The sequence below is a fragment of the Solwaraspora sp. WMMA2065 genome (assembly GCF_030345075.1).
Classification (GTDB): Bacteria; Actinomycetota; Actinomycetes; order Mycobacteriales; family Micromonosporaceae; genus Micromonospora_E.
Map to the genome: position 1 here is coordinate 6,553,153 of NZ_CP128361.1, position 24,914 is coordinate 6,578,066.

The 24,914-nt window shown below is 66.9% G+C and carries 20 protein-coding genes; 7 read left to right on the forward strand and 13 right to left on the reverse strand.

The window, feature by feature from the left end; translation table 11 throughout:
- Positions 1–20: 20 nt before the first annotated feature.
- Positions 21–1,199, forward strand: coding sequence for a Gfo/Idh/MocA family protein (locus O7610_RS29865; RefSeq protein WP_289212356.1), 1,179 nt, complete (start codon positions 21–23; stop codon positions 1,197–1,199).
- A 12-nt stretch (positions 1,200–1,211) separates the two neighbouring features.
- Positions 1,212–2,300, forward strand: a complete 1,089-nt coding sequence (locus O7610_RS29870) for a Gfo/Idh/MocA family protein (protein ID WP_289212357.1) — start codon at positions 1,212–1,214, stop codon at positions 2,298–2,300.
- A 503-nt stretch (positions 2,301–2,803) separates the two neighbouring features.
- Here the strand turns inward: O7610_RS29870 and O7610_RS29875 are convergent.
- Positions 2,804–5,134 carry a DUF4573 domain-containing protein gene (locus tag O7610_RS29875; RefSeq protein WP_289212358.1) on the reverse strand — a complete coding sequence of 777 codons (2,331 nt, stop codon included), beginning with the start codon at positions 5,132–5,134 and terminating at the stop codon, positions 2,804–2,806.
- A 522-nt stretch (positions 5,135–5,656) separates the two neighbouring features.
- Here O7610_RS29875 and O7610_RS29880 point away from each other — a divergent pair.
- Together O7610_RS29880 and O7610_RS29885 are read left to right on the forward strand one after the other, a co-directional pair.
- Positions 5,657–6,244, forward strand: a complete 588-nt coding sequence (locus O7610_RS29880) for a tetratricopeptide repeat protein (protein ID WP_281553650.1) — start codon at positions 5,657–5,659, stop codon at positions 6,242–6,244.
- 24 nt (positions 6,245–6,268) lie between these two features.
- Positions 6,269–7,516 (forward strand): glycosyltransferase, encoded by a 1,248-nt coding sequence (locus O7610_RS29885; RefSeq protein WP_281553651.1) that lies wholly within the window; start codon positions 6,269–6,271, stop codon positions 7,514–7,516.
- Here O7610_RS29885 and O7610_RS29890 read toward each other — a convergent pair.
- Genes O7610_RS29890 through O7610_RS29900 form a run of 3 tightly spaced genes read right to left on the reverse strand, consistent with a single transcriptional unit; the run spans position 7,411 to position 10,776 of the window.
- The gene (locus tag O7610_RS29890; RefSeq protein ID WP_281553652.1) at positions 7,411–8,229 is read right to left on the reverse strand and encodes a UvrD-helicase domain-containing protein; all 819 of its coding nucleotides are present in this window, start codon (positions 8,227–8,229) and stop codon (positions 7,411–7,413) included. The two genes, O7610_RS29885 and O7610_RS29890, sit on opposite strands and share 106 nt — an antisense overlap.
- 10 nt (positions 8,230–8,239) lie before the next feature.
- A complete protein-coding gene (locus O7610_RS29895; protein ID WP_289207429.1) occupies positions 8,240–8,365 on the reverse strand; it encodes a hypothetical protein in 126 nt (41 codons plus the stop codon).
- A complete protein-coding gene (locus O7610_RS29900) occupies positions 8,320–10,776 on the reverse strand; it encodes a GmrSD restriction endonuclease domain-containing protein (RefSeq protein WP_289212359.1) in 2,457 nt (818 codons plus the stop codon). Before O7610_RS29900 ends, O7610_RS29895 begins: the two co-directional genes overlap by 46 nt.
- A 226-nt stretch (positions 10,777–11,002) precedes the next feature.
- Here O7610_RS29900 and O7610_RS29905 point away from each other — a divergent pair, with 226 nt between their 5' ends.
- The gene (locus O7610_RS29905) at positions 11,003–12,214 is read left to right on the forward strand and encodes an AAA family ATPase (protein WP_289212360.1); all 1,212 of its coding nucleotides are present in this window, start codon (positions 11,003–11,005) and stop codon (positions 12,212–12,214) included.
- The gene (locus O7610_RS29910; RefSeq protein WP_289212361.1) at positions 12,211–12,861 is read left to right on the forward strand and encodes a hypothetical protein; all 651 of its coding nucleotides are present in this window, start codon (positions 12,211–12,213) and stop codon (positions 12,859–12,861) included. Before O7610_RS29905 ends, O7610_RS29910 begins: the two co-directional genes overlap by 4 nt.
- On the opposite strand, the gene O7610_RS29915 is transcribed toward O7610_RS29910, so the two are convergent.
- Genes O7610_RS29915 through O7610_RS29940 form a run of 6 tightly spaced genes read right to left on the reverse strand, consistent with a single transcriptional unit; the run spans position 12,848 to position 14,935 of the window.
- Positions 12,848–13,711 carry a hypothetical protein gene (locus O7610_RS29915; RefSeq protein ID WP_289212362.1) on the reverse strand — a complete coding sequence of 288 codons (864 nt, stop codon included), beginning with the start codon at positions 13,709–13,711 and terminating at the stop codon, positions 12,848–12,850. The two genes, O7610_RS29910 and O7610_RS29915, sit on opposite strands and share 14 nt — an antisense overlap.
- A 59-nt stretch (positions 13,712–13,770) precedes the next feature.
- Positions 13,771–13,968 (reverse strand): hypothetical protein, encoded by a 198-nt coding sequence (locus O7610_RS29920; protein ID WP_353850307.1) that lies wholly within the window; start codon positions 13,966–13,968, stop codon positions 13,771–13,773.
- Entirely contained in the window at positions 13,968–14,183 is a 216-nt protein-coding gene (locus O7610_RS29925) for a flavin reductase (RefSeq protein ID WP_289212363.1), read from the reverse strand. Before O7610_RS29925 ends, O7610_RS29920 begins: the two co-directional genes overlap by 1 nt.
- Positions 14,180–14,383 (reverse strand): hypothetical protein, encoded by a 204-nt coding sequence (locus tag O7610_RS29930; RefSeq protein ID WP_289212364.1) that lies wholly within the window; start codon positions 14,381–14,383, stop codon positions 14,180–14,182. Before O7610_RS29930 ends, O7610_RS29925 begins: the two co-directional genes overlap by 4 nt.
- Positions 14,376–14,618 (reverse strand): hypothetical protein, encoded by a 243-nt coding sequence (locus tag O7610_RS29935; RefSeq protein ID WP_289212365.1) that lies wholly within the window; start codon positions 14,616–14,618, stop codon positions 14,376–14,378. The genes O7610_RS29930 and O7610_RS29935 overlap by 8 nt, the downstream gene beginning before the upstream one ends.
- On the reverse strand, positions 14,615–14,935 hold the full coding sequence (locus O7610_RS29940) for a DivIVA domain-containing protein (RefSeq protein ID WP_289212366.1): 321 nt from the start codon (positions 14,933–14,935) through the stop codon (positions 14,615–14,617). The genes O7610_RS29935 and O7610_RS29940 overlap by 4 nt, the downstream gene beginning before the upstream one ends.
- A gap of 116 nt (positions 14,936–15,051) precedes the next feature.
- Between O7610_RS29940 and O7610_RS29945 the strand changes: the two genes are divergently transcribed.
- Entirely contained in the window at positions 15,052–15,288 is a 237-nt protein-coding gene (locus tag O7610_RS29945) for a GntR family transcriptional regulator (RefSeq protein ID WP_289213713.1), read from the forward strand.
- Positions 15,289–15,449: 161 nt separating this feature from the next.
- On the opposite strand, the gene O7610_RS29950 is transcribed toward O7610_RS29945, so the two are convergent.
- The 3 genes from O7610_RS29950 to O7610_RS29960 form a co-directional block, all read right to left on the reverse strand.
- Entirely contained in the window at positions 15,450–17,738 is a 2,289-nt protein-coding gene (locus O7610_RS29950; RefSeq protein ID WP_289212367.1) for an NACHT domain-containing protein, read from the reverse strand.
- Positions 17,739–17,817: 79 nt separating this feature from the next.
- A complete protein-coding gene (locus tag O7610_RS29955; RefSeq protein WP_289212368.1) occupies positions 17,818–21,879 on the reverse strand; it encodes an Eco57I restriction-modification methylase domain-containing protein in 4,062 nt (1,353 codons plus the stop codon).
- 55 nt (positions 21,880–21,934) lie between these two features.
- Entirely contained in the window at positions 21,935–24,880 is a 2,946-nt protein-coding gene (locus tag O7610_RS29960) for a DEAD/DEAH box helicase (protein ID WP_289212369.1), read from the reverse strand.
- Positions 24,881–24,914: the final 34 nt, after the last annotated feature.

Genomic DNA, 24,914 nt, shown 5'->3' on the forward strand with positions numbered 1-24,914 from the left:
CGCCCCACCACCCGTACGCGATGGAGGACAGCATGCTCAAGGTGGGAATTATCGGTGCGGGCGGCATAGCCGGTACGCACATCGCCGGTTACCAGGAGTTCGGGGAGGACTGCCGGATCACCGCCGTCTGCGACGTGACCCTGGCGAAGGCGCAGGAGCGCAGAACGACCTTCGATCTCACCGACGCCCGCGTCTACGACGATGCCGGGGCCCTGCTCACCGCCGAAGAGTTGGACCTGGTCAGCATCGCGACACCGCCGTCGACGCACGCCGACATCACCATCGCGGCCCTGCGCGCGGGTGTCAACGTCCTGGTGGAGAAGCCGATGGCTCCGTCGTTGCAGGAGTGCGACGCGATGATCTCCGCCGCCACGGAGTCGGGCAAGCTTCTGTCGGTCGTCGCGCAAAATCGGTTCCGCGACGACATGGCCACCTTGAAGGCGGTGCTGGACTCTGGTTTCATCGGGCCTGTGTCACACGTGCAGGTCAACTCGTCGTGGTGGCGGGGGCGGCCGTACTACGACCTGTGGTGGCGGGGGACCTGGGCGTCCGAGGGCGGCGGCTGCACCCTCAACCACGCCATCCACCACATCGACCTGACCATGTGGATGCTCGGTCGGCCCTCGGCGGTCACCGCGATGCTGGTCAACTCGCAGCACGACAACGCCGAGGTCGAGGACCTGTCCGTCGCGATCCTGCAGTACGACCGGGCGCTGGCCCAGCTCACCAGCTCGGTGGTGCACCACGGCGAAGAACAGGAGATCGTCATTCAGGGCGCGTACGCTCGGGTTTCCCAGCCATGGCGGGCAGCGGCCGAGACCAGTGCACCGAACGGGTTCCCCACCCCGGGTGGCAACCCGGACCTGCTCGCCGACCTCAATGCTCTTGCGCAGGCGCGCCGCCCGTTGGCACATGTCGGGCACACCGGCCAGATCGGCGACGTCCTGCGTGCGGTCCGCGACGGGGTGGCACCTGCGGTGAGCGGCACCGACGGACGCAACGCGGTCGAGCTGGTCACCGCGATCTACGAATCGGGGATCGAACGCCGGCCGGTGGCCCTCCCGCTGTCCCCGGACGATCCCTACTATCAGCGCGGCACCCTGGTACGGCGCGCGCCGCGGTTCTTCGAGAAGACCGCTGCGGTGCGGAACCTGCCCGGTGCCATCACCGTCGGCGGCACGGCCGACCACGACAACTGAGGAGACGAACACGTGGCGAAGGTCAGTGGGGCGACGTACGCTCCGGATCCCGTACCGGCCCCGGTGGTGGCACCGGGGGAGTTCGTCTTCGCCGCGGTCGGCCTCAACCACGGGCACATCTACGGCATGAGTTCCGGTCTGCTCGGTGCCGGCGCCACCCTCAAATGGGTGTACGACCCCGACCCGGTTAAGGTCGACGCGTACCGTCAGCGGTTCCCGCAGGCGCGGGTGGCGCGTGACGAGGCGGAGATCCTTGACGACGACGCGGTCCACCTGGTGGCTGGTGCCGCCGTCACCTCGCAACGGTGCGCTCTCGGCCTGCGGGTCATCGCGGCCGGCAAGGACTACTTCACCGACAAGGCCCCGCTCACCACCCTGGAACAGCTGGCCGAGGCGCGCGAAGCGACCGCGCGCACCGGACGCAAGTACGCGGTCTACTACTCGGAGCGGATCCACGTCGAGGCGGCGGTGCTGGCGGGTCAGCTCGTCCAGCGGGGTGCCATCGGTCGGGTGGTGCAGGTCATGGGCCTGGGGCCGCACCGCCTGTCCGCCGCCGGCCGCCCGGACTGGTTCTTCGTCAAGGAGAAGTACGGCGGCATTCTCTGCGACATCGGCAGCCACAACGTCGAACAGATGCTGTACTTCACCGGCTCGACCGACGCCGAGATCAGCCACTCCACCGTCGGCAACTTCAACCACCCCCAGTACCCGGAGCTCGACGACTTCGGCGAGCTCAGCCTGGTGCTGAACAGCACCGCGACCGGCTACTGCCGGGTGGACTGGTTCACGCCCGATGGGCTGCGTACCTGGGGTGACGGGCGCACCTTCATCCTCGGCACCGACGGCTACATCGAACTGCGCAAGTACATCAACGTGGCGACCGACGCCGGCCCCGGGCACGTCTTCCTCGTCGACGGCACGGGCGAGCACCACCTGGTCGCCGCCGGTCAGGTCGGCTATCCGTACTTCGGCCAGCTGATCCTCGACTGCCTGCACCGGACCGAGAACGCCATGACCCAGGCCCACGCGTTCAAAGCGGCGGAGCTCAGCATCCGTGCCCAGCAGCAGGCACGGGTGCTCCGGCACGCCGTGGACCGCTGACTTCTTCGGCGCGGTGTATCGCTCTGGGAGCCCTTGACCGGTTCCCGAGCGATGCATCAAGGCGAGGAAGCCTCATAACAGATATTTCTCAATAATGAGTACATATAGGCTTCTGCGCGCTTATGGTCTTGGCTAGTGCGGGACCCCCCCCAACGCCCGTCGAGGAACTTCTACTGACCTTTCGGGACGCTGCGGGAGTAGCTGTGACCAGTGAGCGACGCCTACGTCGACGACTGAAACAAGCCCAAACCCCGGCCAAGGTGGGCTATCTCCTGCTGCTCGCCGCGACGACCGGTAGCTTGACGCCGGTGGTGCAGCCGGCCGCTGCGGCAGAGGTCCGGCAGTTGGGGGATGTGCGTCCCAGCGCGGAGTCATCGCTCGTCACACCTGGGCCGCATGGGCACCGTGCCGTCTGGTATCCCGCAGCGCCGCTGCGCGACGACCCGGCGATTGGCGATCGCGAACGCTGGCAGCCGGGCCTTGGGCCGCAGGGTTGGCAGCGCTCAGAAGACGAATGGCGTCGACACAAGCCGAGCCGTGGCCCTCAAGGACCGCAGGGCGCTCAGGGAGCTCAGGGAGCGCAGGGTGCGCAGGGCTTCCAGGGTGCGCAGGGCGTGCAGGGTGCGCAGGGAGCTCAGGGCGTTCAGGGCGTTCAAGGTGCGCAGGGAGCTCAGGGCGTTCAAGGTGCGCAGGGCTTCCAGGGTGCGCAGGGAGCTCAAGGTGCGCAGGGTGCGCAGGGCGCTCAAGGTGCGCAGGGTGCGCAGGGTGCGCAGGGAGCTCAAGGCGTGCAGGGTGCGCAGGGTGCGCAAGGTGCGCAAGGTGCGCAGGGCGCTCAAGGTGCGCAGGGTGCGCAGGGTGCGCAGGGCGTTCAAGGGGCACAGGGCTTCCAGGGTGCGCAGGGTGCGCAGGGCTTCCAGGGCGTGCAAGGAGCTCAAGGAGCTCAAGGGGCGCAGGGTGCTCAAGGTGCGCAGGGTGCGCAGGGTGTTCAGGGTGTGCAGGGTTTCCAGGGTGCGCAGGGTGCGCAGGGTGCGCAGGGAGCTCAAGGTGCGCAGGGAGCTCAAGGTGCGCAAGGTGCGCAAGGCGTGCAGGGCGCTCAAGGTGCGCAAGGTGCGCAGGGCGTTCAAGGGGCACAGGGCTTCCAGGGTGCGCAGGGTGCGCAGGGCTTCCAGGGCGTGCAAGGAGCTCAAGGAGCTCAAGGGGCGCAGGGTGCTCAAGGTGCGCAGGGTGCGCAGGGCTTCCAGGGCGTGCAAGGAGCTCAAGGAGCTCAAGGGGCGCAGGGAGCTCAAGGGGCGCAGGGTGCTCAAGGCGTGCAGGGTGCGCAGGGCTTCCAGGGCGCTCAGGGCGCGCAGGGTGCGCAGGGAGCTCAAGGCGTGCAGGGTGCGCAGGGTGCGCAGGGAGCTCAAGGCGTGCAGGGCGCGCAGGGCTTCCAGGGTGCGCAGGGTGTGCAGGGAGCTCAGGGAGCTCAGGGAGCTCAAGGTGCGCAGGGCTTCCAGGGCGCTCAGGGCGCGCAGGGCGCTCAAGGCGTGCAGGGTGCGCAGGGTGCGCAAGGTGCGCAAGGCGTGCAGGGCGCTCAAGGTGCGCAGGGTGTGCAGGGCGCTCAAGGTGCGCAGGGTGCGCAGGGTGCGCAGGGCGTTCAAGGGGCACAGGGCTTCCAGGGTGCGCAGGGTGCGCAGGGCTTCCAGGGCGTGCAAGGAGCTCAAGGAGCTCAAGGAGCGCAGGGTGCTCAAGGTGCGCAGGGTGCGCAGGGTGCGCAGGGAGCTCAAGGTGCGCAAGGTGCGCAAGGCGTGCAGGGCGCTCAAGGTGCGCAAGGTGCGCAGGGCGTTCAAGGGGCACAGGGCTTCCAGGGTGCGCAGGGTGCGCAGGGCTTCCAGGGCGTGCAAGGAGCTCAAGGAGCTCAAGGGGCGCAGGGTGCGCAGGGCTTCCAGGGCGTGCAAGGAGCTCAAGGAGCTCAAGGTGCGCAGGGAGCTCAAGGGGCGCAGGGTGCTCAAGGCGTGCAGGGTGCGCAGGGCTTCCAGGGCGCTCAGGGCGCGCAGGGTGCGCAGGGAGCTCAAGGCGTGCAGGGTGCGCAGGGAGCTCAAGGTGCGCAAGGTGCGCAAGGCGTGCAGGGAGCTCAAGGTGCGCAGGGAGCTCAAGGTGCGCAAGGTGCGCAAGGCGTGCAGGGCGCTCAAGGTGCGCAGGGTGCGCAGGGTGTTCAGGGTGCGCAGGGCTTCCAGGGTGCGCAGGGTGTGCAGGGTGTGCAGGGAGCTCAGGGAGCTCAGGGAGCTCAAGGTGCGCAGGGCTTCCAGGGCGCTCAGGGCGCGCAGGGTGCGCAGGGAGCTCAAGGCGTGCAGGGTGCGCAGGGAGCTCAAGGCGTGCAGGGTGCGCAGGGTGCGCAGGGTGCTGATGGCGCTCAGGGCGTGCAGGGTGCGCAGGGCTTCCAGGGTGCGCAGGGTTTCCAGGGTGTGCAGGGTGTGCAGGGAGCTCAGGGAGCTCAGGGAGCTCAAGGTGCGCAGGGCTTCCAGGGCGCTCAGGGCGCGCAGGGTGCGCAGGGAGCTCAAGGCGTGCAGGGCGCGCAGGGCTTCCAGGGTGCGCAGGGTTTCCAGGGTGTGCAGGGTGTGCAGGGAGCTCAGGGAGCTCAGGGAGCTCAAGGTGCGCAGGGCTTCCAGGGCGCTCAGGGCGCGCAGGGTGCGCAGGGAGCTCAAGGCGTGCAGGGCGCGCAGGGCTTCCAGGGTGCGCAGGGTGCTGATGGCGCCCAGGGGGCCCAGGGGGCCCAGGGCGACACCGGTGCTCAGGGCTTCCAAGGTGCCCAAGGCGGACCTGGTGTGCAAGGTGCCCAGGGCGACACCGGCGCTCAAGGCGCGCAGGGGGCCCAGGGTGTTCAGGGCTTCCAGGGCCCGCAGGGTGAGACCGGGGCACAGGGCGCTCAGGGGGATACCGGCCCGCAAGGCTTCCAGGGCGTGCAGGGTCCGCAGGGTCCGCAGGGTCCGCAGGGTCCGCAGGGTCCGCCCGGCGATGATGACCTAGCAGGCCCTCAGGGCGAGCGGGGCGAGGCCGGTCTCCAGGGTCCCCAAGGTCCCCAAGGTGCTTCCGGTGCAGGACTGACCAGTGTCTACGTCAACTCTGTGACGGCCGCCGGGGCCGGTCTCGTGACAGCCCGGTGCGCTGCGGGCGATGTTGCCACCGGCGGAGGCTTCAGCTCACAAGCAGGTGTTGAGACCAGTCGGCCTGTTCCTGCGGTTGGAACACCAAGCGGCTGGCAGGCCGAGCTGGGTGACGGTGGCGGGATGGTCTATGTCGTTTGTGTTGATGTCGAGTAGTACACGTCCGAGTGGACGTCGTGCCAATTCTTAGTATTCGAGTTGCAGGAAGGTTGTCTCATGAAGATGAAGACGATGTTTAGCTCACTCGCGTGTGGTGCCGTGTTGCTTGCAGGGCTGCCGGCGTGTACTGCGGACCAGGGTGGAGGCAAAAAACCCGTCGGTGCAATCGGTGAGGATCCTGTTGCCCTCGTCGAGAAGGGCGTCGAGGAAGGTCAGGCCGGGGATATCGAGAAGGCTAAACAAACGTTCGAGCAGGTTCTTGCTGTCGACGAAAACAACATGTTGGCCTGGTATAATCTGGGCTACATCGCGCAGTCGCAGGACAGGATCGCCCAGGCAATCGATAGCTACGATCAAGCATTGGAAGCTGATCCTTTCTACAAGCCGGCCCTTTTCAACAAGGCCATCGCGCTCGAGAGTCACGATCGATCATCTGCAATTGATCTATATCGACAGATCGTCGAGCTTGATGGCGAAGCTTCCACCGCATACCTGCGGTTGGGGCTGTTGTTGGTGAGCGAGGGTGACGAAGTCGAGGCTCGTGAGGCGTTCGGAGAGGCGGTGCGGCTCGACGGGGCGCTGCTGGAGGGTGTCCCTGAAGAGTACCGCGACGACGCTGATGAGGCTACCCGGGTCAGTGAGTGAGTGAGTGGAATGAGAAAGCCATCTGTGACGGTCTTTACTGGTAGTAATCGGACCCGGTTTCTGGATGAGTGCCATCAGTCGCTGCAAGCGCAGACGTTCGACGACTGGGAGTGGGTCATCGTTCTGAACCAAGGGAACCGCTGGCGGCCCGAGGTGCCGGATCAGCGAATTCGCCTGGTGGTGCAGGATGAGGTGTCGGGCGTTGGTGCGGTCAAGAAGCGGGCCTGTGCGGAGGCGTCGGGCGACATACTCGTCGAGTTGGACCACGACGATCTTCTTGCTAGCGACTGCCTCGAAAAGGTGGTTGATGCCTTCGACGAGAATCCGGAGGTCGGCCTGGTCTACAGCGACACCGCCCAGATCGCTGAGGACGGTAGTCGCGACGACAGTCGTTTCTCTGCTGATCATGGTTGGCGATATCGGGACGTCCGGGTTGATGGCTGCGAAGTGCTGGCCTGCATGGCGCTGCCGCCGACGCCGCACAATGTGAGCTACATCTGGTACGCGCCGAATCACGTGCGAGCATTTCGCCGCGACATCTACGAGAAGTCCGGCGGGTACGACGAGTCGCTTGACGTTGCTGACGATGCCGACCTCATGTGTCGCATGTATCAGCTGGCGGATTTTCATCACATCCCGGAGTGTCTCTACCTTCAACGGATGCATGCAGGAAATACGCAGCGCGTGCCGGAGATGAACGCCCGGATTCAGCAACGGACAGTGGAGGTATATGATCGCAACGTGCAGTTGAATGCGCTGGCGTGGGCCAAGCGGCAGGGTCTGCTTGCGCTCGACCTGGGTGCGGCACACAACAAGGTCGAAGGTTACCAAGGTGTCGATGTCCACGCCGGACCTGAGGTGGACATGATCTGTGACATCACCAAGGGCCTGGATCTGCCGGACAGCAGCGTTGGAGTGATCCGGGCGAGTGACTTTCTGGAGCACATCCCGGACAAGATCGCGTTGTTCAACGAGCTGTACCGCTTGTTGGCGCCTGGCGGGATGCTGTTGTCGTTGACGCCGAGCAGCGACGGCAGGGGCGCGTTCCAGGACCCGACGCATGTTGCCTTCTACAACGAGAACTCGTTCTGGTACTTCACGGACCAGCAGTACGCCAAGTACGTACCGGAGATTACGTGCCGTTTTCAGGTGTCCAGGTTGGTTACCTACTTCCCGACCGACTGGCACCGCGCGCACCACATTCCGTACGTGGCGGCCAACCTGATCGCGATCAAGGACGAGGTGCGAAACGGGGGGCTGTTGGCGGTCTGACGTGGCGGTTGCCGGAGAAGCCGGCCCTGCCCAAGGCGGCCGCGCGAACCCCGGACACAAGCTATCGCGGGAGGAATTGACTCGGTTGGCCCGTCCACGACACATGCAGCGCTTCGCGGGCGCGGGTGCATGCCGGCCTCGGCCAACGCCGCCTGCACCGGGTCCAGCCTGGCCTTGAACCGGGTGCAGCCGGCGACCTCTGCCGGCCGTACGCCCCGGTCGAGCCACTCGCGGGCCCGCTGCACCAGCGCCGCCGCCTCGGCCGGCTCGTCCGGAAACCCGGCTACCGTCGGCCGCCGACCTCGCAGCAGCGACCGGTAGCCGGTCAGGTTGTCGCGGCCGTCCCCGTCGAGCAGCCCGGTCGACCAGGTGAGGATCTCCGCCGTACTGCGGTAGTTGATTCGCAGCCGGAAGCTGCGCCCGGCGGTACGGATCCCGAGCGCGGCCAGCGACACTTTCGCGTCGTTGATCCGCTGATGCGGATCGCCGGTGAGGAAGGTGTCGTCCGGACCGGCCGGCACCGCTGCCCACAGCACCCGCCACTCCGCTGGGTGCAGATCCTGCGCCTCGTCAACCACCACGTGGTCGAACCGCAGAGACGCGTCCTCGGCGGCGCCGGTGTCGCCATCGGCGAGCAGCCGCGCCGCGTCGGCGCACAACTGCAGGTGGGTGGTGGCACCAGCGGCGGCCAACTCGGCGCGCAGCGCCTCCACAGCCTGGCGGTCAGCTCAACTGTTCACCCTCGTCGGCGTCGTCCTCGGCCGGCGGTTGCGCCTGCTGGTAGAACCAGTCGAGCTGCTCGATCAGCAGCTCTCGGGCCGCCGGGTCGGCGAGTACCGACAGCCGCAAACCCGGCCGTAGCCCGATCCGGGCCGCCGCGATGGACACCCCGGGGATCTTGTTGAGCCGCTGCCGGAACTCCTCACGCAGCGCCATGTCGTCGAACGGCATCCGGTTCTTGAGATGCTGGAAGACGATCTCGAACTTGCCACTCGGGTAGATCGTCGCCGGCCAGATGCTGCCGAGCCGATGGTCCTTGCCGCGTGCGATGAGAAAGCACGACGTTTCGTCGCCGGTGCCGTAGAGCAGGCGGCCGCCGAGCGCGGTCCAGCCGTCGCGAACAGCCTGCACGGCGGCGACCACCGGCGGGTCCTGCAGCTGGGCCAGCTGAGTGTTGAAGCGTTCGGCGTGCGCCGCGCTGGATCGCGGTGACCGGGGCGCGGCAGATCATCGGTGCTGAGCCCGGCGAGCTGGGCCAGCTCGTCCAGCGGGATCCGCTGCTCCGGGGCGGCGCGCCCACTGCCATCGAACTCGACCCCTTCGGCCCGCAACAGGTCGAGCGGGTCGTCGGTACGGGCCGGATCGGGCCAGCGGAAGCCCGGTGAGACGGTGCCGCCGGTCTGCAGCACCCGGTGTGCGTTCGGCACCGGATGGTTCGCCAGCCGCGTCCCGACCGGCACCGGGTGGCTGCCGATCAGCGCGGCCACGTCGCCGTACGTGGTCCACGAACCGGCGGGCAGCTCGGCCAGGGCCCGGTTCATCACGTCCCACGGCACGTCGGAGTCGTTGTCGCGGGAGGCCTCGACCGGACCCGGCCAGAGCGAGATGATCTGCTCGGCGAGCGCCTCGCTGCGGGCCTGGATTTCCGGCCGCCCCCACCGCTCCTGCTGGGCGATGTCCCGGTTGAGCACGATCGGGCTCTTCGCCAACGCGGCCTTCTTGGCGTCGAACGGTTTGTTGCCCAGCTCGGAGTTGTATCCGGTGAGGGTCAGGTTGCCGATCGTGTGCACCAGCGACTCGTGCACGTCGGTGAAGTTCTCGTCGGGCCCGAGGTCGTCGTTGAGCATCTGCCGCCACTGCGCGGTCGGCGTCTGCGGCAGCACATGCTCGATGGTGAGCGTGTCGGCTGCCACCGGCTCCTTGCTGCGGTGCGCCTCCTCCAACCACTGAAGTACGAGGTTGCGCTGATGCGCGCGTCCGTTGAGATAGAAGGGGATGGTCCTGGTCGACGAGCGGATCTGCGCGTCGGTTGCGTAGTGCTTACGGCCAGTCGACAAGTACGCCCGGACCGCTTCGTCGACCGGGAGCTTCGCGTCCATCTCGGTGACGATCGACATCAGGATCCGGTTGACGTTGGCGGTCGCCCGACCGATCACCAGGCGGCGGACGAAGAAGCTCTCCACGTACCGCATGGCCGCGATGACCTGCCCGGCGGTGGCGGTGCCCTGCGCACGGCGGTCCAGCAGGTGCAGCAGCAGCGGGTAGACGGTGGTGGCGCCCCAGGCATGCAGCCGGGTCAGCCGCCGCCGGACCTCGGGGTCGGGCTCGCTCTCCGGGTGCAGGATGATCTTCAGCAGCGCGCCGAGGTGGCTGAACCGGCGTATCTCCGCTTCGCCGCGCATCGCGTTGAGCCGCAGCTGGTGCGCGGCGTAGATGTCGGTCTGCTTGGCACGGCCGTTGCGCTGCACCAGGTCGAGCCAAAAGAGCAGCTCGAGGTCCTCCCGGTTGAGGGTATCCTGCAGCGGGAACCACAGCGACTTGTAGACGGTCTCGCCCCGGGTCGGCAGCCGCATGAAAAGGTAGTTGCGCAGCAGGTCGGCCTGGGTCAACTGCAGGCCGGTATTGTTCAGCGACTCGAAGATCCGGTAGACGTTGTCGCCGGCCTGCGCGGTGACCGCCACCAGCGCCAACCCGGTGATGACGGCGTTCTCGATCCGCGCGATGTCGAACGGGTCCTCGACGTCGTCGTATTCCATCAGCCGGCTGGCGAAGAAGCGGTACGCCGAACCGACGTGGTCGCTGCCGCCGACCTGCGGAGTCGACTCCACACAGGCCAGGTACGCGTCCCGGTCAGCCTGGGTGGGCACGAGTTTGAGCCGGTGCGGATCGGACTCGAACTGGTTGATCAGGTACAGCTGTTCGATGCGCCCCCGGTGCTTCGGATCCTCGGTCTTCGCCCGGTGGTCCCGGATCGCGCAGAGCAGGATCGACAGGGTGGTGAGGCGCTGCTGCCCGTCGACGACCAGGAACTCCTGCACCCCGACCGGGCCGATCTCCGGGCTGGGTGCCAGCACCACCGAGCCGATGAAGTGGGTGGCTGCGGGGTCCGCGCGGCGGTCCTCGGCGAGCTTCTTGATGTCCTCCCAGAGCCGCTTGCACTGATGCTCGGACCACGAGTACGTCCGCTGGTACAACGGCACCTGGTACTGCTTGGTGCCTTCGAGCAACTTTTGCAGCGTCGTCTCCTGCGCCGCGACCATCGGCGACTCCCGTCTAGTGTGCACACTCCTCGAACCCGGGCAATGCAACCAGAGCGCGCGTGAATGGACAACGGCCAGCTGGACGAGTTGTCGGGTGTTCGTTCGGGCCGCCGGAGGCGGTCATCGGACACTCCCCGAAGGCGACTGGTTGTGTCCTCGGGAATTCGAAGCGGGCAACTTGCTGCGCCTGGCTGGCGGCGCTGCGCGGAGCGGGTAGCCTGCTGCCGTGGCCGTCCGACATCCCCCGTACCTGCTCAGGCTCAAGGTGAGCAACTTTCGCAGCCTCCGGGCGGTGGAGGTGCGGCTCGCCGCACTCAACGTACTCGTCGGACCCAACGGCGCCGGTAAGTCCAACCTACTCGACGTGATCGCCTTCCTCGGCGACGCCACCCGGGAGGACCTCGGGCCCGCGCTGGAGCGACGCGGTGGTTTCGACCGGGTGCTGTTCCGGGGCGGTGGCGACCAGCGGCCCAGCATCACCATCGAGGTGGAGGCCGCTGTCACCAAGAACAGCAATTTGCGGGCCACCGACAACTACCAGCTCGGTGTGTCCCGGGGGAAGCTACGCGGCCAGACCGACCGCTACTACCTGCGGCGGTCCGAGACATTCGCGTTCAAACGGACCGCCGGACCAGGCCGGCGTATCGCGGTCTCCGGCAACCAGGTCACCTTCCATGGCCCCGAGGGTGGGGAGCGGAAAGCCAGTCTGCGCGAGGGTTCGCTGGGTTTGTCGACGTTGCCCAAACTCAGTGCCGAGGAGGGCGGCGAGCAGGTCGAAGCGCTCGCTGACATGTTCGCCAGTTTCCGGGTGTTCGACATCGACGTGGCTGCGGCCCGCCTGCCATCGACGGAGCAGCGCAGCCGGCAGCTGGCCAACGACGCCAGCAACCTGGCGTCGTTCCTCGCCTACCTGGCCGATGAGCACAGCGACCAGTTCGCCGCGCTGCAGCGCGACGCGCGAGCCTTCATCCCGGGCTCGGAAGCCCTGCAGTTCCGGCCGATCGGTGGTGCCGGTGAGGGGACCGTACTCACCCTGGTGGAGCGTGGGCTTCCGGGTGCGACGACCTTGCAGGAGGCATCGTACGGCTCGATCCGGGCTCTTGCGCTGCTCGCTCTGCTCTACGACCCGGCGCCGCCGCGTCTCACTTGTATCGAGGAGATCGACCACGGACTGCATCCCCACATCCTCGACCGGTTGGTCGAGTTGCTGCGCGAGGCGTCCGAACGCACCCAGTTCCTGATTGCGACACACTCGCCGCCGCTGGTAAACCGGCTGACCCCCGACGAGTTGATCGTCTGTGAACGTGGCGAGGACGCCGCGTCGCGGATCCCGGCGATCGACCCGGACACGGTGCGGGCCATGGAACGGGAACTGCATGGCGAGATTGGGCTCGGCGAGCTGTGGTTCACCGGTGCGCTGGGTGGTTGCCCGGAGTGAGCAGAGCACGCGGCCAGCAGCAGCCGATTGTCGTCGTGCTGGGCGAGGATGACAACGACCGCCAGGTGGTCTGCATCCTCGTCTCGGCGTTGCGTCCTGACCTGTCGAAAGGCAGCCTGAAGCCGCTACGTAAGCCGATGGCGTTGGTGCGCAAGGTTCCGCCGGACCGGATCCCGAGCCAGACGACCCGCGTCAGCGCGGTCCTGCGGGCACAGGCCGTACGGTCTCCGATCCGTGCGGTGCTGATGCACGAGGACGCCGATGACGTGGAGCCGGCGCACCAGGCTTTGATCAAGAAGGTTGAGGGTGCGTTCCGCCCGTTGCCCTGGCCGGTCCTTGCCGTGGTGCCGGCCTGGGAGACCGAGGCGTGGTGGTTTCTCTTCCCGGCGGCGGTGCGGGCGGTTCACCGGTCGTGGCGGCTGCCCGACCAGTACACGGGCAAGGATGTCGGCAAGATCCGGAACGCGAAGGAACAACTGAGGAAAGCGGTCCGGCCTGCGGGCGCCAGGGCCAACTTCCGATCGTACGAGGTCTCCGACAGCCCACGGGTCGCAGAGGAGATCGTTGTCCATCGGCTGCTGTTCCAGCCACCGGCCGCCCGCAGCGCGAGTTGGCAGGTCTTTCTCGACAAGGTCAAGATGATCTGAAGTGATCTCGCGGGCTGTGGTCCAGGGCTGCTGACCCTTCTCGCAGGCGCACCGCGAGTGTGCCGAGCGTCAGCACCACGGTCGCTGCCACGGCAGCCAGCACCAACGCCATGGCTGGCTGGTCACGCAGAACCGGGTAGTCGAGCATTGACATGAACGCCTCGTCATAGCCGCTTTGCGTCGTCGCCAGCAACGCCGCCACGGCCGCCAGCAGCACCACCGCCCGGCGGCGTACGGCAACCGGCAGGGCCGACACCGCGACGACACTGAACAGCACCACCAGGGCCAGAGCGCCGAACCCGATGCGCGCCACCGGAATGTTGCTGATGAGCACGAGGCCGTCGGACTGCTCCGCTACCAGCGGCGTACCGGCGGCGCTGAGCGATGCACACAGCCCCATCGCGGCCGCTGCGGCCCAGAACCGACCCGGAAGCGGTCGTTGCTCGCGGCCATCACGGGCGGCAAGCAGCAGTGACCCGCCCAGCGGTACGGCGACGACCACGGCGAGCAGGAGGTGCCAACCGGGCGCCGCATGGTCGCGTACCCCGGTGACCAGCACCACCAGCTCGGCCAGTACGGCGGCGCATGCACCGAGCGCGGCGGACGTACGCCAGCCGGCGACCAGTACCGCGACCAGCAGCGCCCAGCCGGCCAGCCGGGCGGTGCCGATCGGGCCGATGATGGTGGTCGGGGCCTGCTCGGCGAAGCGCCACGACCAGGCGGCGGCCTCGACGACGGGGCGGGCCTGGCGGGCCAGCACCAGCACAGCGGCCAGGGTGCCGACAGCGGCCGCTGCCGCCGGCCACGCTCCAGCGAAGCTCGCGGCGCGGGCGGCGGACACTCGTCGCACGATCGCAGCCTGGGCCACGTCGACCACCTTCTTTCCGCTGGGCGTGCGGCCGGGCCGCCTCACCTGGCGGCGGCTCTCCGGATGAGACGGTAGCGGGGCAGGGGCGGATCGGGGCGCTCGCGATGCTCGCGTTGGTGTTCGCGTACCTGGTTTTCCCAGGTCGCCTGGTCATGATCCGGGTCAGGCGGGATCCAGCGGTGGGAGCCGTCGTCGTAGTGCATCGGTTCGTCGCCGGGGCGCAGGATCGACATCGACATCACAGCCAGCCGAGGAAACGCCAGCGGAGGTCGCCGCCTTGCCCGGCCGGCAGGTCGGTCATCGCTTCGACCATGTTGGTGGCGAGGTAGATCGACAGGGAGACGCGGGCGTCGGCGTACTCGATTGTGAGCTGTTGCCGGCTGTCCAGGCACGGCCAGGCGTGGCCGCAGCCGGCGCAGGCCCAGCTGGGGCGGACCGGGACGTGCATGCTCATCGAGCATCCTCCGGCTGGTCGACGGCGGCGACGTGGACGCCGAGGTCGCGGAGCCGGGTGAGTGCGACATCGGTGCGCCAGCAGCGGCCGGCGGCGGTGAGCGGGTCGCCGCAGGCGCAGCCGTCGGTGCGCGGTGCGTGCCGGTCGACCAGCTCCGTCAGGTGGTCGATCTCGACGGGTCGGGGGACGGGGTCAGTCATCGCCGGACGCGGTGCGCTCGTTGGTGGGGTCGCCGCCGGCCGGGTCCGGGCCGAGGTCACCCCATACCCGGGTACGCAGCGACGGTCGGTCGGTGGCGGACAGCGTGGTGTCGGCGAAGTCGACGACGTCCAGGTGGCTCAGCGAGTCCCGCAGCGCGGCGGCGAACCGGGCGGCGGCCTCGATGTCAGTGAGCCGGGTCGGCAGGTGGATGGTCCAGCGCGGTTCGTCGCTCACCAGTGGCCTCCGTTGCCGGTCTGCCGCTGGTGCTCCGAGCGGTAGACGTCGGCGGGCGGGTCGTTGAACCGGCAGCCGACGTGGCGTTGCCGCCACTGCCGCAGTCCTTCGCGCAGTCGGTCGGCCTCAGCGCGGTCGACGGCGGCCTGCCGGGTGAGCCGATCCAGCTCGTCGGCGACCTGTCGCAGGTACGCGTACACCGCCGCCGGGTCCAGCCCACGCCACCGGGTGTCGAACTGCACCGCCCTGACCTGCCACGGCTCCACGAGTACGCCCCGCCGAGGCACCACCCGCCCCCGCCTGCTCCGCTGCTCCACGACTTCCTCCCCGAACGTCGATGACAACGCCGACGAGCCTACCAGACCTATAAAGCCTGTAAAGACAGCAAGGGGATGCTGGGGACAGAAGGCAGGGTGGTTGCTTGGCTGTACCTATGCCGTACGCCCAGCCGCTTTGGCGCCAGATCAGGGATGATCTGCGGGCGAAGATCAAGGCCGGGATCTACCCGCCGGGCAGCAAGCTTCCGTCGGTCCGGCTGCTGGCCGACGAGTACGACACCAGTCACATGACCGTCCGCCGTGCCGTCGACTCCATGATCGAACTGGATGAGCTTGTCGGGCGAACGGGCATCGGTGTCTTCGTGGCTGAGCAGCCCGAACAGGACTCGTAGCCAGACACGCCTTTGTAGTAATGAGGGTTCGCCGTGACTGGCACTGCCTGCTGCTGCGTCGTCGGGTGAGATGGGGGCAGGCTGCGCGAAAGCCCTCTCCTGCTGTCTACCGGGAATGACTACCCTGAATCAATGTAGTCATTCCCGGCTGCGCGTTCCAACTATTGCTTCAGTGCGCTGAGCGAAAATGAGCCTGGGTTAGAAAGAACCGCAACTACATCCTTGCGTCGGGCTTTTAGTGGTAGAATAATGTCGTTCCCCTTTGCCGTAGCACGCGATAGGTATCCCATGGAAACAAGCTCCTGAACGACGTCTGGAACCCTTGACCTCTCGGATAGTGGAAGTCCGCGCGCGAGGGCATGGAATTTTCTCCCGCTTCCGGCTTGTGCGTAAACCTTTTTCAGTACAACCAACGCTACCTTGTCGTTTTCGGCAATCGGTAGTTGTAGTAGGCCGGACGTCGTCTGACTTGTCGACGAGAATTCCTCGATATCACATTCTACAAAGCGATCCTGATAGCTTGCGGGCAGTTGGGACCAGCCGTCAATCTTTCCAATCAGGCAGGAGTGAAAGGTCGGGAAGGTGTTGCTGTTGTCAAATTCGGTAACATCAAGCGTCTCTATGACGCAGTCCTTGAAAGTAGCGTGACTAAGGTATCCGTCGTCTCCAGAGAGCGTGATTCGGGGTACTAATATTTCATCGAAGAATGGAAATAATCCATTGGATGGTTTGGTGCCTAGATGGGAGGAAACGGCTACCGTGTCAAAGAGGATGGAGTCGAAGAATTGATCGTCTAGCCGCTTCTTGATCGCCCCGCTGGTGATATTCGAGTCGAACCCAATCCGCGTCAATTCCGCAGCGCATACATCAGCTGAAATGGTCCCAGTGGAGGTATTCCACGATACGCTGGAGCTGAGTGGATGCCTGCTGTATGGCGCTGAGATGTAGCTGGCGAGATCAATGCCGTACGCTGCATCCGCAAGGTCGGAGTCGATGAAGTATCGTTCCTCTTCGTCGCCCTGTTTAGGGTTCGTGGCCCCAAGACCAGGAAGGCGTAGCAGTAACTGGATCCCCTCCTCCTCGGCCTCATAGCCGCAAACCTCGTGGAACGCGGACCTCATATCTTTGATTGCAACAGGACCAAGTTGTCCCCGGCCACCTCGGGCCAGGCTTGATATCCTTGCGATCAGCTTGCGAACGTTGTCGGGGGTAACGGTGCTGATGCGGTCGGCCTCGCGTCTGGCTACAACGTCAATTATATCGAGCCAGGCTTCTGCTCCGCTGTAAGCAAGATTTGGCAGGTCCTCAAAAAACTCGTTCTGAAGTAGGAACTTGAGCAAAAGTGGTCTTGGTGGAATCCAGCTTGGAAGGGTTGCGTCTAAACCCGTAAATTGTTGTACTTGCTCCGTGTTGAAGTCATGAATAGTAAGCACTCGGCCGCCTGTCAGGGCCAAGGTCTCTAGTAGCTCCGAATTGCTCGCAAAGTACTGCGGCCTACCTGCTATTATTACTCCGCACTCGGGGGAGCTGTCCGCGATCAGTCGTCGCACGGGTTCAAGTGCTGATCGGCGGACCTGTCGTAGATCCCTTGCACCTCCAACCCAGCGATATGGAACTAGTTCATCAAATCCGTCGAGCAATAGGATGCAGGCGTCAGACCTCCATGCTGCTACAAGGCTGTCCTGGCCGGGGAATCCGATATCCTCCGAGTGTCGTCGAATTACCTCGGCTGGGGACCTGAGTCCGAAGCAATCATTTAAGTTGATGTGCAGCGGAATACGCTGAGTCGCCGCATCCTTGAAGTGCCTCTTGCGGAGGCGTTCGAATGCTTGCCTTAATGCCTCGCTCTTTCCGGAACCGAAGTCTGCTATGAGTACAAAACGATCCCCGTTGCTGGCTGCCTCAACCACCTCCTCTAAAGATAGGGTGCCACCAGAGGTGATATCTTCTAGGATTGGCTCGATATACTGGGCATTCCTTGTTTTGGGGTTTGTGGTTGTCAGTTTGAATCCAGTACTTCCGAAGGGGGCCTTCCTGCGTAGAGCAATGTAGTTTTCTGAATCGATTAGTTGTCGACGTAAGGTTAGGAGGCTCATGCATACTATATGCATATTCGATGATTTTGCAACAGCCTCGACCGCTTTTCTTTGTTCTGCATCTGGTTCGTCTGCGGTGACGAAGTAGCCCTGCGCCATCTTGAAGCGATTGTCTGGAATGCCCTGTAGGTGGCGAAGTAGGTCACTGATTTTTGTTGCATCTTTAATGGCTTTCTGTTTTGTGCGTGATGTGGTGAACTCGAAAACGGCTATCGACCGATCGTTGACAAAGGCGCCGTCGTGCTCTCGGCCCTGGTAAATTACCGGACCCTGTGTTCCTGATGGGTCGTATATTGCTCGAGCGACCGCCAGTGCGCGTTTTTCGAATTCCTTGCCGGAATCTTGGATGTGCATAATCTTCCTTTTGGTCTGGGTGATGGGGGGGTGTGTTGTCGGGTAAGGACTGAGTGACTGGCTAAGCCTGATCGCGTTGCTAGATCGCCATCGCTCCGGGTCTGCTCGTGATATATATACGATCGTATTCAGTGAGTACTAGCTCCTTTGTGCGGTAGGTGCCGTACTTGGCGATCTCGTTGTTCTTGAGCCCGCCGGTGTCGGACTGGAAGGATTCCAGGATGTAGTCAACGTCGTCGCGGGTAATCCCATAGAGGTGAAAGAAGTAGGCGTCCAGCTCCGCACGGAGCTGCGCGCGTCGGTCCTCGTCCCAAGGGAAGGGCTCGCCGTGGTATCCGAGATCGCGGGCGAGTCCGGCCATATCGTGCGCCGTGTAGACAAGCTCCAGCACTCGCGGAACGATGAAGGAAAGGTGAGGCTCGAGCATTTTCGGCGTGGGTACAGGTAGTTGCTTCCAGGTCATCAGCGCCATATGGAGCCCGCCGACCTTCTGGCGGGCAACGAAGTCGAATACTAGTGAACTCTGGACCGCGAGTAGTGCGCTGACAAGCTCGGTCGACCTCCGGGGAAACATCAGCGGAAGGGTGTGCCCAGCCGCTGTGCGCGGGATGAAAGCCGGAATTGCGGTGCGTGCGTTGGTGGCTGATGTGACGTCGCACCAACCGCAGAGCCAGTCCGCGTCCCACTTGACCTCGTTGAGCCGCGCGGCGGTGGCTGGCACCTTCACCTTCTTGCCGTTTCGGACCGTCGCTACGTGTCCAGTCTCCGCGACCCAGGTCAAGGGAATTGACAAGCGGTTGGGGTCTTGGAGCTCGGCTTGACTGAGGTAGCGAGGCTGATTTTGCCGGTTGACCGCAGTTTCGCTTTTCACGACGTCGGCTGCGCGATGATTGAAGAAGTCGACCATCTTCGCCTCGTAGAGGGGGAGCATGCGTTCGTCGTCGCGGGTGAAGACGTTGCCGTGTAGCTCCCAGCCGTCGGCCTCCAACTGCTCACGGGTGCGGAATAGGTCGGAGTCGTCGGTCATGTGGAAGAGGGTCGGCTTGAAGGCGATCTTCCAGGGGTTGCCGTCCAATTTGGTTTCGTTCCAGAAAACGGGGATGCGGCGGTAAATAGAGAGGGTCAGGTCGGCGTCGCGGCGGGTGCGGAAGATGGGCAGGTTGCCGGTGTTCGGGTTGATCAGCGCGATCTCTTCCGGGCTGAGGGTAAAGGTGCGCTCGGGGTCGTCGAGGTCGACCGGGTCCTCCAGGAAGAACGCGTAGCGTGCCTGCGGCTCGCCGGCGGCCCGGCCGGTCAGCGCCAGCAGGCAGAACTTGTAGCTGGAGTGGACGCCCAGGAAGAGCGGCTTGCGGTTTTCGAAGTCGAGCAATGTGGCGATCGCGCCGCGTCGGGTGAGGTCGCTGAACAGGTGCTGCGCGCCAGCGCTGGTCGCGATCGCGGTCGGCACGATGGCCCCGAGCCGCCCGTGAGGCGCGGCCAAGGTGGTGAACCTTTCGGTGAAGAGCTGATCGGTCTGCAGCATCGTGACGCCCTTGACGCTGAGCCCCTTCGCGCACAGCGGGAAGGTGCCCGAGCCGCTGGCGAAGTGGAACGTCCCCTTTACCCGGCGGCGAGCGGCGTGGTAGCGCTCACCCGCCTCCGGATACTCCTCGACCCACTCGACGATCCGCGCCCGGCGGGTCGCGCCGGCCAGCTGCGCGATCGACGGGTCGACCACACTGAAGTACTTCGGGTCCTCGAAGTCGACCTTGTCCCACGGTGGGTTGCCGAGCACGCAGGAGAAGCCTCCGGACCAGCCGGTCGCCGGGTCCACGTCGGGCAGGGTGGCGGCGCTGTCCGAGGTGCGGAAGATCTCGGGGAACTCCAGATCCCAGTGGAAGAAGCGGAACTCGTCGGCCAGCCGTTCGATCTCGTCGTGCGTTGCCTGGGACGCCGCTGCGGTGTCCGGGTCCTGCATGGCCCGCAAGACGCGGTCGGTGACCGGCGGTGGTGCGTCGGCCGCCTTGCGCCACACGAATGCCGCGCACCAGGCGTCCGCTAGGTGCCTGCGTCGGGTGTAGTCGGCCGAGCTGACCAGCTCCTGGTAGGCGGCGGCCTGCCGGCGTACGTCGGAAAGGTCGCCGGCCGGGGCGTTGGTGATCCGCTCGACCCGCTCAGCGAGGTCGGCATTGGCGACCTTGACCTCGGCGACCAGGTCGAACAGCCCGAACTGACCGGCGCGTTCCTCGTCGTTGAGCCGCTGCAGCAGCCGGGCGTGCCTCGGATCGTCACCTTCGATCGCCTTGAACGCCCTGGTCGGGATGCCGTCGCGGCGCAACGCCGGCAGCGCGCCGATCAGGCCGTTGCCGTGCTTGATGTGCGCGTCGAGGAAGCTCAGCGGCGTGCCCGGCTCCAGGGCCTCCAGCCACAGCGACACCTTGGCCAGCTCGACCGCCATCGGGTTGAGATCCACGCCGTAGACGCAGCGGGCGATCACCTCGTGCAGCGCGTGCCCGACCGCCTCGACGGTCGGCTCCGGGTTGCGTTCCCGCACCGCCGCGACCCGTTTCGCGATCCGCCGGGCCGCCGCCACCAGGAAATGCCCGGAGCCGCACGCCGGGTCGCAGACCGTGATCGACAGCAGCTCGTCGACGATCGACTGGGTGGCGTCCGGCTGCCCGGCGGCTGTCGCGGCGACCTCGCCGCGTTTCTGCGCGTCGTCGATCACCGGGTCGAGGGTGGAGTCGAGCAGCCGTTCGATCAGCGACGACGGCGTGTAGTAGGAGCCGGTCTTCTTGCGGTTGTTGCCGGCCCGGTCGACCAGGGTGAAGCTGCTGTCCAGCGCGCTGTGCTTGGGCACCAGCTCCAGCAGCGACTCGTAGATCGACCCCAGCTCCTCGGAGCCCATGTTGCGGTAGTCCGTGGCCCGCCAGCGACCAGACTTCGGATCCCACACCCGGCTGAGCTGGCGCACCGCCGTCAGCAGGTCCGCGTTGGCCAGGGCGCAGCCGCGCAGCGGCGCGTCCGCGTCGCCGTCGTCGAAGATGCCGCCCAGGCCGGGCAGGCCCAGCTCAGGGCGGCCCTGCTCGTCGCCGAGCGCGTCCAGGACGATCCGCAGCGCCTGATAGAGGTCGGTGTGCGCGGTGCCCCGGCGGCGGTTCGCGTGCCGGCGCAGCCGCGCCGACGAGAAGTAGGCCGCGTAGCGTTCCCGGATCACCTCACTGGTGCGCTTCGGGTGCAGCGCGTCGCGGTCCTCGGCGACGAACAGGAAGATCAGCCGGTAGACCAGGCGCAGCAGTGCCGCGTGCAGGGCGTCCACGTCCAACTCGCCGCGCAGCTGCCCGTTGGCCGGGTGCTTGAGGAAGCCCGTACCGAGAGTCTGCAGGGCCTTCTTGACCGCCTCCCGGTGGTATTCCAACGCGCGGACGCCGGTGGTGATCGCGTCGGTGCGCCAGCGTTCCAGCCAGCAGGTCGACGGCGCGGCACCCTCGGCGACGTCGAAGCGGGAGACGTGCAGCAGCCGGTACAGCAGCACGAACTCGCTGAACAGCTCACCGTCGAAGATCGCCTCCAGATCGAATTCGACGTACGCGGCGGTGGCCAGGGCGCTGGAGTCGCGCAGCAGCCGCAGCTGCCGGCCGTTGCTGAGCACCCCCCACAGGTGCGCGTCGGAGCGGTTCAGACACTCCTGCACCATCGACTGCGCCCGGACCCCGCCGGCCGCCGCCGGTTTGTCCAGGTCCGCGTTCCAGGCGATCAGATGCACCGGTACGTGCTGCCAGCGGTGCGACACCGGGAACGTCTTGCCGCCGTCGTCGGCGGTGATGCCGCTGGCCCCGATCGGGGTGAGCCGGCCGAAGCCCAACTCGTCGAGCAGCGGCTCCAACCACTGGCTCACCGCGTACCCGGTGGGGTCTGCGGGGGTAGCCGCCGCCGGTGCCACCGGAAGCCGACCGCGCAGCTCAGCCCAGACGGAGCGCAGGTAGTCCCAGTGCCGTTCGGCGTCGTCGCGCACCGACCGGGCACCGACCACCCGGTAGTCGGCCGGTTTGCTGCCGGGCACGTCGCGGCCTTCGGAGATCCGGATGAGCATGTCGGCGGGGATCAGCCCGCCGATCGTGTGGACGGCGGAGAAGACCTGGTTGCGGGTGATCGCGGACACTGCAGCCTCCGGCGGGGGAACGAAGGGCGGACGGGCGGGGGCGAGAGGGGAGTGATCAGCCGAGCGGCAGATAGACGTACGCGCCGAGCACGTCGGCACCGTCCTGGGCGGTGACGGTCAACCCGCGCACGATCTCGCCAGCGGCGCTGCGCACCCGGCGGTGCGCGGCCAGCAGTTCGGCGGCCAGCTCCCGGCCGTACGCGGTGAGCCGGTCCTCGACCGCCGGCAGGTCGTCGATCACCCGCCGCATGGTGTTCTCGGCGAGCGTCGGGTCGGTGTTGGCGTCGGCCCCGGCGTCCAGCAGCCGCAGCGCCTCGTCGGCCGGCAGCCAGTCGGCGTTGCCCGGCGCGCCCCGGAACGCCAGCAGCCGGGCGTCCTCGGCGACCAGCTCCCGGGTGCCGGTCCGGGACGGCAACGTCAGGTGGAAGCGGTAGCGGACCAGCAGCAGCGTGGTCCGGGTCGACACCGACCGGCTACGGACCACCCCGCAGCGGCGGGCCGGACGCGGACCGGGCACGTCGGCGTCGAGCGCCGCGTTGAGCAGATACCCGGCGAGTGCGACGACCGCCGGGTCGGTGCGTACCAGCGCCACCTCGCCCCGGGCGACGGCGGCGGTGTCCCGCACCGGCACCTGCCGGGTGCCGTCGACGGCGTCGCCGCCCAGCACCGGGGCGAGCGCGTCCCGCAGCCCGGCCGGGGTGCCGCCCAGCTCGGCGGTGAAATCGCCAGGGCTGGTCGGGTCGTCGCGCAGCACCCCGTCGAGGGACCGCAGCGCGGAGCGGACGAAGCCTCGGATCTCGTCGGCCCGGCCCAGGGTGTCGCGGATCGCGGTCACCTCCCGGGCCACCTCTTCGGCGTGGATGGCGTGCTGGGCGAACCGGGACCGGGACGTCTTCTCCCGTTCGATTGCCGACTGCCACTGCTTGTCCAGCTCGGCGGCCTGCTCGTCGATCGGCTGGTAGTCGGTGATCTCGAACAGGCTGCCCTGCTCGCTGCGCCGGTCGCGCAGCACCAGCCATTCGATGATCGCGTTGGTGACGCCGGTCGACGCCTCGTCCGGCACCGACACCGAGATGCCCAGGTCCTTGCGGATCTGCCGGTGCTTGCGGATCAGCACGTCGAGGACCTTGCCGTCGATGCCGTTGTCGCTGCCGTACAGGGTGATCACCCGGACCACGGACCGCTGCTGGCCGAAGCGGTCGACCCGGCCCTCCCGCTGGTCGTGCCGGGTCGGGTTCCAGGCCAGGTCATAGTGGACGACCGCGTCGAAGTGATGTTGGAGATTGACCCCTTCGGACAGACAGTCGGTCGCTACCAGTACCCGGCGGGCGGCTGGGTCGTCTCCGGCTGCTGCGGCCAGCTCCTCGATGCGCTGCAGCCGCTGCTGCGGCGACAACGTCCCGGTCACCGCCCGGATGATCGTCTTGCGGCCGAGTTTGCCGTCGAGCTGCTCGGCGACGTACTCGGCGGTCGGGATGTAGCGGCAGAACACGATCGGGTGGTAGCCCTCGGCGAGCAGCTTCTTCAACTGCCGCACCAGCAGGGCGAGCTTGCGGTCGCCGTCGGAGCCTTCCAGCTGCTCGGCCCGCGCCGCCAGGTCGGCCAGCCGCCCGGCCGGATCACCCGACACGACCCGGTCGACGTCGTCGGCGGTCGCCCCCGGTGCCACGTCCAGCCCTTCCAGGGCGTCGTCCTCACCGGAATCCTGCAGCAGCGGGGCACCGAGCCGGTCGGCCTCGGCGGCCGTCGCGGCCACCGCCGTCGCCGACCGGGTACGCAGCGTCTGCGCCGCCGCCCGTGGCGACGACACCAGGGACCGCAGCAGCGCGATCGCCGACCACCAGGCGATCCGGGTCTCCCGTTTGCCGCGCTGGCTGGCCGCGTCGACCCGTTCGCTGGCGTAGTCGAGGGCGTCGTAGAGAAGCGACCGGTACGCCGGGCTCAACGCGTACGTCTCGTCCTTGAACTCGCGGTCGGCGGGGAACGCGGTCTGCTCGACCATGCTGTCGTCGCGTAGGCCGTCCTCTTTGGTGAGGTACTTCCGTACGTCGGCGCGTTTGCGCTGCACGAAGTACGGGGCCAGGGCCCGTCGGCCGGCATCGGTGGTCAGATCGAGGTTGGCCAGCTCCGGCTTCACCAGCCCCAGCAGGTGGTGGAACGCCGTCGGCTTGCCGCTGTGCGGGGTGGCGGTGACCAGCAGCAGATGCCGGTCGGCGTCGGCGGCGATGCGTTGCAGCAGCTCGAAGCGCAGCTGCGTCTGCGTCGACGTGGTGTCGTCGGCGACGACGCACGCGTGTGCCTCGTCGCAGATCACCAAATCCGGGCAATGTCGGACGAAGTCGTCACGGTGCCGGGGCGACTTGATGAAGTCGGTCGACACGATCACGTTCGGGTGCCGGTCGAACAGCGACTGGCCCAGGTCCAGGTTGCGTTCCAGCCGCGACACCGTCGACGCCAGCACCAACTCGGCGTCGATGCCGAACTTCGTGCGCAGCTCGACCTGCCACTGCTCGGCCAGCGCCGGCGAGCACAGCACCGCCAGCCCGCGTGCGCTGCCCTGGGCCAGCAACTCCGAGGCAATCAGTCCAGCTTCGACGGTCTTGCCGATGCCGACGTCGTCGCACAACAGCATCCGTACGGTCGGCTGCCGCAACGCCATCATCAGCGGCACCAGTTGGTAGGCGCGCGGCTCCACGGCGATGCCGGCCAGCGACCGGAACGGCCCCGCTCCGGCCCGGAAGCCGATCCGCAGCGCCGACCGCAGCAGCCCGGCCGCCTGCGCGTTGCCCAGGTCCGCCGGGGTCGGTGCGGCGAACTCGGCGCTGTGGACCGGCTCGAACGTGGGAAACACGGCGGCGATGTCATCGTCGCTGCCGCCCAACGGGCGCAGCACCAGCATGTCCGGCGCGCTGTCCGGCAGCACGACCCAGTCACGGCCACGGGCATGGACCAAAGAACCAGGGGCGTACGGGACGGCGGTGGCGGCGGTGGCGGTGGTCATCGGGGCGAGTCCTGTCGTCGGCGAGGGGAGGAGA